This is a genomic window from Segetibacter sp. (assembly GCF_025963695.1).
GTDB lineage: Bacteria > Bacteroidota > Bacteroidia > Chitinophagales > Chitinophagaceae > Segetibacter.
The window spans coordinates 99,532-113,620 of sequence record NZ_JAOQAH010000091.1; the positions used below are offsets into that span (position 1 = coordinate 99,532).

Consider the following 14,089-nt stretch of genomic DNA (forward strand, 5'->3'; position numbering starts at 1 on the left):
TAACGTTCAAACGAGCATGAGATGAAAAAGAGGTTTACTTACAATGAACAATAAAATTACGATACTACTTGTTTTACTATTTTTTTACACCTTGCCCTACGCTCAAAATATAAAAAACGAGGATAAGATAGACCCGGTGTTTAGGTCTCTGATTTCCACTTACAAAACAAAAAAGATTGCTTTAAATAAAAAATGCTTAGGCTCTAAGCCAGCAGCAAAAGGAAGTGTGTTAAAAAGCGAATTGGAAAGAAGAATATATGATTGTATCGTATATACAAAAAGCGCGAAGACTTTAAAAGACAAAGGAATAATTGTTGGTTCAACACTACCTACGTTTGTAACTGCCCGAGCCACACTAGCCCAAATTGAACAAATGGCAACAATGGAAGAGGTGACGTACATAGAGGCGCCTGAAACCAATTATCCAAACTAAGAAAACAGGGGGATTAGTCTTAACGTTATTTGATAAAAGCTAACCAACCTATTAATCAACGAGAATGAAGAGATTTACTTACATAGATATTGATAAACGCGCTTTTGCTAATTTATCTATTTTCACAAAACACTGCGGTTTACCTGGCGAGCTGAAGAAATATGTTCTTTACCTGATTTTATTATTTGTTCAGTTTTCAGCTTCGGGGCAGGACAGAGTAATTGGGTATAAAATTGATCCTGTTTACAGGTATCTTATTGAAGCTGCAAAAACAAGAACTTCCGATATTAATAGTTTACCCGCGTTTGTAAAAAGAGTTAGTCCAACAAAAGGCTTTTCCTTCCCCAATTCCACTATCGAAGAAAGATACGAATGTGTTGTATATACGAAATATGCCAAGGCTTTATCTGATAGCGGAATAGTAATAAACTCTTACTTTCCAACTTTCGCTACCGCCTGGGCTACTTTAGATCAAATTGGTAAAATGGCTTCAATGCCCTTGGTTGATTATATTGAAGCACCACAAACTTTACATAAAGGGAATGACCTGGTGGTGGGAAGTTCAGGTGCATCACTACTGCATGAAAGGAGGTTGAACAACACGGTTTATAAAGGAAGGAATGTAATTGTAGCCATCTTCGATTCGGGTATTGACTGGAAGCATCTAGATTTTAGAAGCCCCGATGATACTTCTAAAAGCAGGATATTAAGAATATGGGATCAAACGATAACAGCAGTTTCTGGTGAAGCGCCTCCAACTGGTTTTAGCTACGGTGTTGAGTACACGCAGACCCAAATTAATAATGAAATTGATGGCACTCCTGCAAATTTTGTAAGAGAAAGAGACACGGATGGTCATGGGACACACGTGGCTGGTACGGCTACAGGTAATGGTAGCGCTTTGCCTTCGCGAAAATATACAGGGATGGCGCCGGAGGCCGATATTATTGTTATAAAAGGGGGAGATAGCACTTTTAGTGATAATAGGGTGATTGATGCCATTACTTACCTTAAGACATTATCAACGACCTTAGGAAAGCCTGTAGTATTAAATCTAAGTTCGGGAAGCTTGTTTGGTCCTCATGACGGTACCAGGCCAGTAGAGGTGGCTATTGATAATTTTACAGCGTCCGCTCCAGGAAGGGCTGTAGCAGTATCAGCAGGTAATGAGGGGGGCTCTAGAAAGCACAACCAGTTAAACTTAGGAGCTAATCTTTCAGCTTCAGTAACTTTCAATGCACCGCCTATGACAACTGGTACAGATGTGTTTTCTTATGAAATTTATGCTAATTCTAGCGCTTCTATAAATGCCACGCTTACTACACCTGGGGGAGGTTCTGTGACGGCAGTAGCAGGACAATCTACAAGTGGAAACATCTTAAATAGCAATTTTACCGTTTTCGTGACTAACAATGTGGACCCTGCTAATAATAACCGCTATGTTCAGGTTAGGGTCGAACGCAGTGGATCGAATAGTGCATCTGCAGCAGGTACTTACACATTAACGCTTACAAATAACACTGCTACCATCCTTAAATTAGACGGTTGGTTATATAGAGTTAACAATGCTTTCCCGCCAACTGTACTTGTAAACGGCGACAATAACTACCTGGTAAGTTCACCTGGAAACGCTGCCTCCGCAATTACTGTAGGTTCGTTTGCAGCGAGAAATACATGGTATAACGCTTTTAACAATAGTTATTCGACTCCCGTAAGAGAGGATAGTCTTTCCCCTTTTAGCTCACCCGGCCCGAGAAGAGACAATGTATTAAAGCCCGAAATAACTGCTAATGGACAAATGGTAGTTTCTTGCTTATCATCTAATATAAGCCGGGCCGATTCTGTTTCTTTAATTGAAAAGGGATTGTATAATGTACGGTCGGGAACCAGCATGGCAACCCCGGGACTTACAGGCGCTTTAGCTTTACTACTACAGGCAAATAGTGCAGCTACATCTTCTCAATTGAAGACGTGGATTACGTCCGCTGCCACCAGGGGAGGGATAACAGAATTAGCAAGTCCTACCCCTAATAATGCCTGGGGTTATGGAAAGTTGGATGTATACAAAGCTGCTGCGTTACTATTTAATTGTGGTCCTGCTGAACGTAGAACATATAAATACGACTCTTCAACCAGAAACTCAGAACAAACTGGATTTAGAAGAACTACAGAAAGATTGGGCGTAAGGTTTACTCCAGACATTTCAGGAAAATTAGGAGGGGTGTATTATCAAACATTAGGTTTTGGAACAAGTATGATAGTTGAAGTAAGAACAAGCAATTCAGGTAGTCCGGGAACGCTATTGGGAACTCTGGGTGTACCAACAAACCTGGTTCAAAAGTATTCATGGAATTATTTTGATATGAGTGCTCTTAATGTAACTGTAGCCAGTGGTATCGATTATTTTATAATTATTTATAGAGATGCAACAAGTAGCGATGATTGGAGCGTGGGTGCAGAAAGATTACAGTTAGATAACCGTTCAGTAAGCTCAACAAACAGCGGCTCAAGCTGGGGCATTATTAATGCCGACCTTAAAATACGTTCTGTAGTTTATAATAATATTCAATCAACAGGCCCTATCGCTACTGCTACTTCTGGTGACACCAGGAATATTAACAGTAGCAACCAGTTTATAAATGCCAGTTGTCAACTAATCAACCAGGTAATTCCGGCAGGTCTGAATCCCGTAACCGGATCTGTAACAAGCAGGGTTTGGTTAGAGGGCTCAGTTCCGAGAGTAGGAACGCTTCCTTATGTACAAAGACGTTACCAAATTACCCCCGCTATAGGTACTGCTGCCACGGCAACAGTTACGTTATACTTTACACAAGCCGAATTTACTGCTTATAATAATGATCCGGGTAGCACTTTAGATCTACCTGGTAATCCAACCGACGTTGCAGGTAAGGCCAATCTCAGAGTTGTAAAATATTTGGGAGCAAGCAGTGACAACAGTGGTTTGCCTGGTTCATATACCGGAACTCCAACGATTATTGATCCGGCTGAAGGAGATATTGTTTGGAATGCAGAATTTAACCGGTGGGAAGTAACTTTTAACGTAACCGGTTTTGGCGGCTTTATTGTGCAGACTGCTACTGGCACCACCCCTACTGTTATTGAATATTTTAGAGGGAACACCCAAGGTACTGTTAACGCCTTAACCTGGAAGGTAAATTGCTCCAGTACCAGTACAATTTTTGATGTTGAAAGAAGCAGTAATGGTATCGATTTTAGTTCAATTGGAACCGTTACTACCGCTCTTGACCGTTGCTTACAACCTTTTACTCTTGACGATCCATCTCCTCTTAATGGTAACAACTATTACCGTTTAAAAATTTCCAGTGCAGGTAATTCTGTTTATTCAGACATGGTACAATTGCAAAATAGTAGTCAGCCGGTAACGAAACTTTATCCTACCATTTTCAGCAGAGGCTCCAGCGTTCATGTAAGTTTTACGGGAACGAAGGGAAGTTTGACGGTATATGATGCAATTGGGCGACAGTTGTTTACAAGAGTACTTATAAACGGGTTGCAAAGTATAAATTTAAGATTAGCGAGTAGTGGCGTTTATTTTTATACGATTAGGGATGACAATACCGTTATAATAACTGATAAGATTGTTGTAAACTAATATTTGTCATCATTTTATAGTTAACAAATTCGTACTTAATTGCTTGGTTGTTAAAGTATTATTAATAAAACCCAGGTTGGTTTAGGAAAGGCTGGAGAAAAGTTTCTGGCATAACAATTGAACTTTTGATCGAAAACCAAGAATATGAAAAAACTACTAGGACTTACCGTAATGTTGGTGGCGATGATGGGAGTTGCAAATGCTCAGAAATTTAATTTTGGCGGAAAGATTGGATCAAATCAGACCAAGATTTCAGGTCAGGCCTTTAAGGATGGCTACGAGCTTGGCTACCATGTAGGAGCTTTTGCCGAAATTGATGTAACAAGTAAATGGGGTATACAGCCGGAAGTTGTTTGGAACCAAACGAACACCAAGTCCAGCTCAAATTTGAGTGATATAACTAATAACTTTCAACAAAATACAAAGGATATCAAATTAAATTATTTGACGATCCCGATATTGTTGCGTTATAATGTTGGAAGTCTTTTAACCCTGAATGTAGGCCCCCAGTTTGGCATCTTGCTTAATAAAAACGAAACGCTTTGGAACAATGGCAAAGAAGCTTTCAAAAGCGGCGATTTAGCCTTGGTAGGTGGCGCTACCGTGAACTTGAAGATGCTGCGTGTGTACGGACGTTACAATATTGGCTTAAATAATTTGAACGATGTTGGTACCCAGGACAAATGGAAAAGTCAGCAATTGCAATTGGGTGTTGGTATCAGTTTATAAAGACCACGTAAATAATTTTCTTGCATTGTCTTACGGCAATGCTTTTTTTATGCCACTTTGTTACCTTCGGCACCATTTAATTCAAATGGCATTAATATTGAAAGTTCTAATACCATTAATTCAATCCTGTTCCTGATGTCTTGTAGCGACAATTTGTCTACTAAAATTTACTATGATTCAAAAGAATTTTTATTTGCATTCTGAAGATGATACTGACTTTATTCCAATAATTCCTATAAACGAGCACGAGAATGAAAGTGATAAAATAACCCATGTTCCTGAGAATCTTCCTATTCTTCCTCTGCGAAATACTGTTCTATTTCCTGGTGTAGTGTTACCCATAACAGTTGGCCGTGATAAAAGCATTAAAGCTGTAAACGACTCGTATAAAACAAATAAGTTAATAGGTGTACTTGCACAAAAAGACAGCACTATCGAAGATCCTGAAGTAAAGGATCTGTGTTTAATCGGAACTATAGCCAAGATAGTGAAGCTAATTAAAATGCCAGATGGCGGAACTACCATTATTATCCAGGGAAAAAAGCGCTTTTTGCTGGAGGAAATCACTACTGAAGATCCTTACTTTAAAGCCAGAGTAAAATTGCTTGATGAAGACATTATACCTGTTGATGAAGATTTTGGAGCGTACGTAAGCAACATAAAAGACGTGGCAGGGCAGATCGTTTCCATGTCTCCAAATATTCCTACAGAAGCTTCTATCATTTTGAAGAATATTGAAAACCCTTCTTTTTTAATCAATTTCGTTAGCAGCAATTTAAATAGCGAAATTGGTGAAAAGCAAAGGCTGCTTGAGATAGAAGATGTGAAAGAGAGAGCGGAAGAATTAATGCACATTTTGCAAAAAGAGCTACAGTTTGCTGAACTTAAAAATAAGGTTACTAATAAAACCCGTACCGAACTTGATAAGCAGCAACGGGAATATTTTTTACAGCAACAGCTAAAAAGTATTAAAGAGGAACTGGGTGGCGATTTGAACGATCGCGAGTTGGCTGAAATGAGAAAAAAAGGTGAGGGAAAAAAGTGGCCGCAGGCAGCTAAGAACCTTTTTAAGAGCAGTATAGAAAAGCTGGAAAGAATGCATCCAAGCACGCCTGATTACTCTGTCGTGTACAACCATCTCGACTTGTTGCTCGACCTGCCATGGGAAGAATATACCAAAGACAGTTATGATTTAAAGAAAGCAAAACAGGTTTTGGACAATGATCATTATGGTATGACGAAAATTAAGGAGAGGATTTTGGAATACCTGGCAGTGCTAAAATTAAAGGGTGATATGAAGAGCCCTATACTTTGTTTTATTGGACCTCCGGGTATTGGTAAAACCTCTCTTGGGCGAAGTATTGCAAATGCTGTTGAAAGAAAATATGTGCGTCTGAGCCTGGGCGGATTGCATGACGAAAGTGAATTAAGGGGCCATAGAAAAACGTATATCGGGGCAATGCCCGGTAGGATTATACAAAGCATCAGAAAGATAAAAAGCAGCAATCCTGTTATTATTTTGGATGAAATTGATAAGGTAGGAAGTGATCATCGCGGAGATCCGAGTAGCGCGTTGCTGGAGATTTTAGATCCGGAGCAAAACCATACTTTTTATGATAACTACCTTGAGCTTGAATACGATTTAAGCAAGGTCTTATTTATAGCTACTGCCAATAACATTAATGAGATTCAGCCGGCGTTAAGAGATAGGTTAGAAATAATTGACTTAAGCGGGTATGCTATCGAAGAAAAAGTGCAGATAGCCAAAGTGCATTTGTTTCCAAAACAATTTGAGGCTCATGGTTTAAAAAATGGAAGCTTTAAAATTGCAGACAAAGTTCTTGAAAAGGTGATTGAAACTTATACGCGTGAAAGTGGGGTACGCGAGTTGGACAGGCAAATTGCATCAATCATGCGGTACCAGGCCAAAGAGATGGCGGTAAAGGGAAAAGTAAAAGCAACGCTAACAATCCAGGATATTGAGAATATTTTAGGCTCGGCAAAATACAGCAACGAAATTTACAAAACCATTAATCTTCCCGGTGTAGCGGTTGGTCTTGCCTGGACGTATGTTGGCGGTGATATTTTATTTATTGAAACAATTTTAAGTGATGGCAAACCTAACTTGCAGCTTACGGGTAACCTGGGTAATGTAATGAAGGAAAGTGCATCTACAGCATTGAGTTACCTGCAGGCGAACGCTAAGAAATTTAATATTGACCCCGAGTTATTTCAAAAGAAAACCATTCATGTACACGTACCGGAAGGTGCAGTTCCCAAAGATGGTCCTAGCGCCGGTATCACCATGTTTTCATCTTTAGCGAGTGCCTTTTCTGGCCGCAAGGTGAAACCTTTCCTGGCTATGACAGGTGAAATAACCTTGAGAGGCCAGGTGCTGCCGGTAGGAGGCATCAAGGAAAAAGTGCTGGCGGCGAAACGGTCAGGATTGAAAGAAATTATCTTATGCTGGCAAAATGAGAAAGATGTAAATGAGATTGATACTGAATTTATAAAGGGCGTTACATTTCACTATGTAAAAAACATGCAGCAGGTGCTGGATCTTGCGCTTGTATAACAAAAGTTGGGTATTAAAAGCGATGAGTATTGAACATTAGAGCGAAAACAGCCCATGTTCAATACTCAATGCTCAATATTGAATATAGCCCTATACTGCCAGGAGCATTAAGCCGAATAAATGTTATACAAGTACAAGTGAGTGACACAACGATGTTGAACGAAGGTCCACCGCTTGTTCACAAAAATCTTTCACCTTGTTTTTCAATTTTTGTTTAAGAATCTTTTTAATACCTGCAGTAGTCTTCCATGTCATCATCGTTGCGTCGCAATCACTTCATCAGCAAACCATAGGGGGAACTTTTTAGAGATTTAGTAAAAAAGGCGAGGGTGTAGGCAATAACATTAACGAATGCTCATCATAACTTTTTATCTATTAAAATTACCTTCGCCCCTTACTTTAACAAATGGCCCGTAATATTACAGAAGGGTGGGAAAAGCAATCTACTGATCATCAGAAGCAGTACAGGCAATTTTTGCAAAGAGCCGATAAAAATAAGGTTCTAAAAAGGCTGCCCGATTTAAACGAAGAGGCTTTTGAAAAAATAGATTGTTTAAGTTGTGGTAACTGTTGCAAGGGCTACTCGCCGCGTTTTAAAACGACAGATATAAAGAGAATAAGCAAGAGCCTTAAGATGAAAGAAGGCAGCTTTATTGCTACATATCTAAACCTTGATAGTGATGGGGACTATGTTGCTAAAACTGCTCCATGCCCTTTTTTAGGTGCCGGCAATTATTGTAGTATTTACGAAGACCGACCGGGCGATTGCTCAAGGTTTCCTTACACCGACGAAGATGTTTTACTAAAAAGGCCGCAGATTACACTCAAAAATTCTACTTTTTGCCCTATCGTTCATTTTGTTCTTGAAAGGTTAATTGCAGTAAAATAGCTAGGTGTTTAATTTCTGTTGTGCCTCGGTTTTATCCTTTGCCAGTTGTTCTTTTAATGCGTCTAGTCCTGCAAATTTTACTTCGTCCCGCAGGTAGGCGGCTACATGCACATGCATCTTCTGCCCGTAAATGTCTTTGTCAAAATTAAATATATTTACCTCAATGGTTCTTTGCGATCCATCTACTGTGGGCCTTACACCAATGTTCATCATTCCTTTAAATACGGCTTTATCCTCTTCAATCGTAAGTTCTACAGCATACACGCCGTTTCCGGGTACCAGTTTTTCTTCGTCGTCAATTGCCAGGTTAGCAGTAGGGTAACCAATGGTTCTTCCCAACTTATTTCCTACAACCACTTTCCCCTCGAAAAAGTACTTGTAGCCAAGAAAATTATTGGCAGTATTTACATCACTTTTCAATAAAGCTTCCCTGATTTTAGTTGAGCTGATAATTATTTCGTTTAGCACGTGCTCAGGAATTTCTTTCACCTTATAACCAAATGTCTCACCCAGCTTTTCAAGTAAGTGATAATCGCCCGACCTGTTTTTACCAAACCGGTGATCGTAGCCGATAATGATGATTTGAGGATTGAATTTCTTTACAAGAAAGTTAGTGATGTATTCATCAGCAGTTTGGTTTGCAAATGCATCATCAAAAGCAACAACAACCAAATGATCGATTCCCAGTTTGTCTAATAATGCAATTTTTTCGGGTAACGTGTTAAGGATCTTCACGTCAGTTTTTCCGTGAGCTACCACTTTTCTCGGGTGGGGATGAAAAGTGATGATAACAGTTTCACCACCATTAAACGCTGCATGTTCTTTTAGCAGTTTAATTATTTGCCGATGACCTAAATGAACCCCGTCGAAAGTGCCAATAGTTATTACAGCATTTTTAAACGGGGGTAGCTGCTCCAAATCTCTGTGAACCTGTATCATAATTATCGGGCAAAGCTAAGAGAAAGTTGCCAGTTAGAGAGATGGCAGTGGGCAGCTACCTGTACCTCTTACCTGTTGAAGTTGGGTGCTTGTGTTAATAAAGACCGCCAACTGGTAAGGGGCAACTAAAGGTCTTCTCCCGTACATTTGCAGCCACTTAAATACTTTTAGTCAAAATGTCTTTATATTCTCAACGTGGTGTTTCTGCCCAAAAAGAAGAAGTTCATGCCGCTACAAAACATCTTGATCAGGGCTTGTTTCCAAATGCATTTTGCAAGATTTATAATGATTTTTTAGGGAACGATAATAACTGGGTAAACATCATGCACGCAGATGGAGCAGGCACTAAAAGCATACTTGCCTACCTTTATTGGAAAGAAACCGGCGACATAACTGTCTGGAAAGGAATTGCCCAGGATGCGGTTGTTATGAATATTGACGACTTGCTGTGTGTAGGTATTTATGATAATTTGTTATTTTCTTCTACCATAGACAGAAATAAACAACATATTCCCGGCGAAGTGCTCGAAGCCATCATCAATGGAACACAGCAAATATTTGACTGGTTAAAAGGTTTTGGCGTAAACATTCATTACCTCGGCGGAGAAACAGCAGATGTTGGCGACGTGGTTCGAACCATAGCGGTAAATGGAACGATGACTGCAAGATGGCCCAAAGCTAAACTCGTAACAAATGATAGAATACAACCAGGTGATGTAATCGTTGGATTATCCAGTTCAGGTCAGGCTACTTACGAAAGTGAGTACAATAGCGGAATTGGTAGCAACGGTTTAACCAGCGCCCGTCACGATGTGCTGAATAAAAGCTACGCTACAGAATACCCGCAGACCTTTGAGCCTTATTTAAACGAAGGGGTGGTTTACATTGGCAAGCACGGTCTGAAAGATGTGATCGAGGTCGACGGGGTAAAAACAAATATTGGAAAGCTTATTTTAAGTCCCACCCGAACTTACGCCCCTGTTATAAAAAAGTTATTGGAAGAAAAGTTTGAAGATATTCATGGGTTAATACATTGTAGCGGTGGCGGCCAAACAAAGTGTATGAAATATCTTCCCGGAAACATGAGGATTGTAAAAGACAACTTGTTTGAACCGCCTGTTATTTTCAATATCATTCAGCAGGCCTCAAGGGCCAGCTACAACGAAATGTACCAGGTTTTTAATATGGGCCACAGATTAGAAATCTTTACTCCGCAAGACAAGGCTGAAGACATTATTTCAATAGCAACAGCATTTGGCATTGAAGCTAAAGTAGTCGGGAGAGCAGAAGCGTTAAATAAAAAAGAGCTGATACTAAGGGGTAATTTTGGAGAGATTACATTTTAGTTCTGGTCAATTTTACAAGCCGGATAACTTTTTTCAACATCGTTGTGTCACTCCCTTGTACTCCGGATTTTATTATCAACTTTTCGTATTTCAACCCGGATTTTTTTTTCGGTTGATTAAACGCCATAACTTTTTTGGCTTACTGGTTTTTACTTTTAAATAATTAACATTAACAGCTTTTTTCCCGCTGTTATATATTATTGTTAGGCAGTACTGTACTGAAACAATATTTTTGTGACAACAACAATAATTGCAATGGCTGAGTCAATAGTATCGTTATCAGACGCTAAAATATTTCAAGGCGAGAATTTGATCTTGCAGGACGTCAATATCAATGTAAATAAAGGTGAGTTTGTATACCTGGTAGGAAAAACAGGTACAGGAAAGAGTAGTTTGTTGAAAACATTATATGGCGACCTTCCTTTAAGAGAGGGAAATGGAATAGTAGCAGGTTACGATTTACGCCAGATGAACTGGAAAAAAGTACCCTTTTTACGAAGGTCTCTAGGGGTTGTTTTCCAGGATTTTCAATTACTAACCGATCGTAATGTTCATGAAAACCTGAAATTTGTACTAAAAGCAACAGGATGGAAAGACAACAAGTTAATGGAAGAGAAGATAAACGACGTGTTAGATAAAGTAGGCTTACGAAGCAAAGGCTTTAAGATGCCGTTTGAAATGAGCGGCGGCGAACAGCAAAGAGTTGATATTGCCCGCGCGTTATTAAACTCTCCAAAACTCGTACTCGCAGATGAACCCACAGGTAATCTTGATCCTGAAACAAGTGATGAGATTATGCAGCTTTTATTTCAAATAGCGAAAGACTTTAATACCGCGGTTGTTATGGCAACCCATGATTATATCGTGATAAACCGCTACCCCGCCCGCATGTTGAAAACCGAAAGAGGACAGGTTTATGACAGTGCTTCTGTAACTAGCTATTAAATAATTATAGAAACAAAAAAGCGGAATTGCTAATTACAATTCCGCTTTTCTGTTTCTGAGAATCTCCTTCAACAATTATTGATAGTAACTTATTTGCACAGGAAACTTTGGATCTATGATACCAAGGTGAGAGGCGGCAGAATTGCTTATTCTTAACAAAAGGCCGTTGTTTTCTTTCATATCAGGCATACTGCCTAAGACTTTTGCATATACAGTTTTATTCTCCATTGATGCAATTTTTACAATCGTTCCCGGAGCAACGTCATTCATTAAAACATAATATTTTTTATCCTGCCATCCGCTGGTAGATTTAAAGGTGGCCGCTTCACCACTCTTATTGTTTATCGATTTTAGTGAGGCCTCTGTTGTAAACACATTTGCAAAAACACCCTCAATAGAACCAAGGCTGTTGGTAGTTGAATAACTATAAGTTTCTGATTTCTTTGTATCCTCTGCTTTTGTAACATCCTGTTTTACCAGCGCTTCTTTAACTGGCGGGTTCCCCACCGTTTCAGCCTGTTTAACAGGTTCTGGTTTTACAACAGGTGCAGCGGCACTTTCATCTTTTTTTAGTTCAGCAGCAACTTGCTTTACCTCTGCCACTGGTTCCTGTTTTGAAGCAATTGGTTGATCATTTACTGAAGCATTCAATGCCGCTTTGGTATTTCCTGGTGTCGATGACATTTTTAAGTGACCTACTACAAGGGGAGTTCCAGGAGCAATATTGTCAGAACTGAGTTTATTCCATTGTTTAATTGATTGAGCGGAAACATTAAGGTCAGTACCAATTTTAGAGAGTGTTTCACTTTTGCTAACAATGCGGGTTAGTGGAACAGTTTCTCCCGAAGTGCCATTAACATCAAGGTTTTGATCATTCAAAGGAATTTTTATGCGCTGTCCTATTGCAAGCCCTTTCTCCATTACAACGCTATTAAATGAAGCAATAGACTTTGCAGTTTGATTATATAATCTGCCTATGCTATAAAAATTTTCTTTTGGGGCAACGGTATGTGTAATATATAAATTGGGAGCAGTGCCTTCAACAGTTAGGTTTTGACTTTGTGCAACTAAAACCGAACAAAAAAAGGAAACAACGAGAATTATTTTTTTCATAACAATGGGTTTTCAAAATAAGAAATAGCCATTAAAGGGTTGGCCAAAGTTATGCTTTTAAAATTCTCCAGTTTGTAGGGTAGTAGTTATTCACACGGTTGGGTAAAACTTTCATCCAGCCCAAATTGATATCCCCATGGCGGCAAATTGTCCACCCTTTTTTCTCATTTTCAAAAACCAAATCCTGCCGCCGCAAGTACTTTAAAGCCTCGTCCTTCTGCAGGTCAACGTATGGAATAGCAGCAGCTAGTAAATGAGATAAAGCCAGTTCATGATGCGGAATCAAGTCTTTGCCTTTCACTGTTCCAACGGCTACTCCCGACTTCCTTACGTTCAAAGTTTTTGAAACTGTCGCAATGTCTTCTTCCCATTTTTTTAGAGATGCTATAACTATCTCTTTTTGATCACTAATTAAATAATCTGCTGAATTTTTCAAAAAGGGATTAACAATGGACTGGATTTGTTTGGGTGCAACGGCAACTTTACTATAAGAGCCATAATATTCATCTACTGTATTTGTTTGTTTAAAACATGCTATAAAAAAACCTTCTCCCTGCACCTTATCTGGATAAAAACGATAACCTGAAGCAGCGTGTTTATCAGACGAGGTTTCTACTATTCCCCAAGCAGGGTCGATTGCAATTTTCACTGACTCCAAATTAAATTGCTCGATTATCCAATCGCAAATGTCTTCATCTTCCTGCGTGCTATAACTACAGGTACTGTAAATCAAAATCCCGTTTTGCCTTAATGAACCTATAGTATCAGTTAATATTCGCTGCTGCCTTAGGCTACACATTTCAACATTGGCTTCGCTCCACTCATTTATTGCATTTAAATCTTTTCTAAACAATCCGCTACCGCTGCATGGTGCATCAACCACCATTAAATCAAAATAACCTGGAAGCTTTTTAAAATCTTTAGGATCATTATTGGTGACCATCACATGATCACTTCCCCATTTGCTAATGTTCTCTGCTAAAACTCCAACCCTTGTTTTAATCACTTCATTAGAGATGATAAAACTTTTGGGCAATGCAGCAGCCAACAATGTACTTTTTCCGCCTGGTGCAGCGCAAAGATCTAAGACTCGTTCGGGTAGAGATTCATTTCTATAAATTTCCTTTACAATATGATCAATAAACATACTGCTGGCTTCCTGCACATAATAAGCTCCTCCATGAAAAACAGGATCTAATGTAAACGAAGGTCGTTCTGACAAATACCTGCCGTTGTCACACCATGGAATCGTTTTTTCAACAGGTAAATTATTTATTGCAGCCGTAGGCTTTAATGGATTTAAGCGTATAGAAGTAAGCTGGCTGGCGTTCTCATGAACATTAATAAAAGTGTCCTCGTCAAAACCCGGCAAACCAACTAGAGAGTCAATGAAATTTTTAGGTAAAACCTGTGGCAAAACTTTTATTTTACGTTTACAATAGTGCAAATATCAGGGTTACTTAGGCTTGTGGTCGCGATAGCTTTT

Annotated in this window: 10 protein-coding genes; 7 read left to right on the forward strand and 3 right to left on the reverse strand. The window is 39.2% G+C overall.

What is annotated here, in order from left to right; all coding sequences use genetic code 11:
* Positions 1-43 precede the first annotated feature (43 nt).
* From JWR87_RS16665 to JWR87_RS16685, 5 genes are all read left to right on the forward strand, one after another.
* The gene (locus tag JWR87_RS16665) at positions 44-433 is read left to right on the forward strand and encodes a hypothetical protein (RefSeq protein WP_297822241.1); all 390 of its coding nucleotides are present in this window, start codon (positions 44-46) and stop codon (positions 431-433) included.
* Positions 434-497: 64 nt separating this feature from the next.
* On the forward strand, positions 498-4,067 hold the full coding sequence (locus JWR87_RS16670) for a S8 family peptidase (RefSeq protein ID WP_297822243.1): 3,570 nt from the start codon (positions 498-500) through the stop codon (positions 4,065-4,067).
* Positions 4,068-4,211: 144 nt separating this feature from the next.
* Positions 4,212-4,796, forward strand: coding sequence for a porin family protein (locus JWR87_RS16675; protein ID WP_297822245.1), 585 nt, complete (start codon positions 4,212-4,214; stop codon positions 4,794-4,796).
* A gap of 172 nt (positions 4,797-4,968) precedes the next feature.
* Positions 4,969-7,371 (forward strand): endopeptidase La, encoded by a 2,403-nt coding sequence (gene lon / locus JWR87_RS16680; protein ID WP_297822247.1) that lies wholly within the window; start codon positions 4,969-4,971, stop codon positions 7,369-7,371.
* A gap of 406 nt (positions 7,372-7,777) precedes the next feature.
* Positions 7,778-8,260: a YkgJ family cysteine cluster protein gene (locus JWR87_RS16685; RefSeq protein ID WP_297822249.1), complete on the forward strand. Its 483-nt coding sequence runs from the start codon at positions 7,778-7,780 to the stop codon at positions 8,258-8,260.
* Here the strand turns inward: JWR87_RS16685 and JWR87_RS16690 are convergent, their stop codons facing one another.
* A complete protein-coding gene (locus tag JWR87_RS16690; RefSeq protein ID WP_297822251.1) occupies positions 8,261-9,199 on the reverse strand; it encodes a bifunctional riboflavin kinase/FAD synthetase in 939 nt (312 codons plus the stop codon).
* Positions 9,200-9,375: 176 nt separating this feature from the next.
* On the opposite strand from JWR87_RS16690, the gene JWR87_RS16695 reads away from it, so the two are divergent.
* Together JWR87_RS16695 and JWR87_RS16700 are read left to right on the forward strand one after the other, a co-directional pair.
* Positions 9,376-10,545: an AIR synthase-related protein gene (locus JWR87_RS16695; RefSeq protein WP_297822253.1), complete on the forward strand. Its 1,170-nt coding sequence runs from the start codon at positions 9,376-9,378 to the stop codon at positions 10,543-10,545.
* Positions 10,546-10,779: 234 nt separating this feature from the next.
* Positions 10,780-11,490 carry an ATP-binding cassette domain-containing protein gene (locus JWR87_RS16700; protein WP_297822255.1) on the forward strand — a complete coding sequence of 237 codons (711 nt, stop codon included), beginning with the start codon at positions 10,780-10,782 and terminating at the stop codon, positions 11,488-11,490.
* 75 nt (positions 11,491-11,565) lie between these two features.
* Here JWR87_RS16700 and JWR87_RS16705 read toward each other — a convergent pair whose 3' ends face one another.
* Together JWR87_RS16705 and JWR87_RS16710 are read right to left on the reverse strand one after the other, a co-directional pair.
* Positions 11,566-12,603 (reverse strand): LysM peptidoglycan-binding domain-containing protein, encoded by a 1,038-nt coding sequence (locus JWR87_RS16705; protein WP_297822257.1) that lies wholly within the window; start codon positions 12,601-12,603, stop codon positions 11,566-11,568.
* 49 nt (positions 12,604-12,652) lie between these two features.
* Positions 12,653-14,020, reverse strand: a complete 1,368-nt coding sequence (locus JWR87_RS16710; protein WP_297822259.1) for an RNA methyltransferase — start codon at positions 14,018-14,020, stop codon at positions 12,653-12,655.
* Positions 14,021-14,089 lie beyond the last annotated feature (69 nt).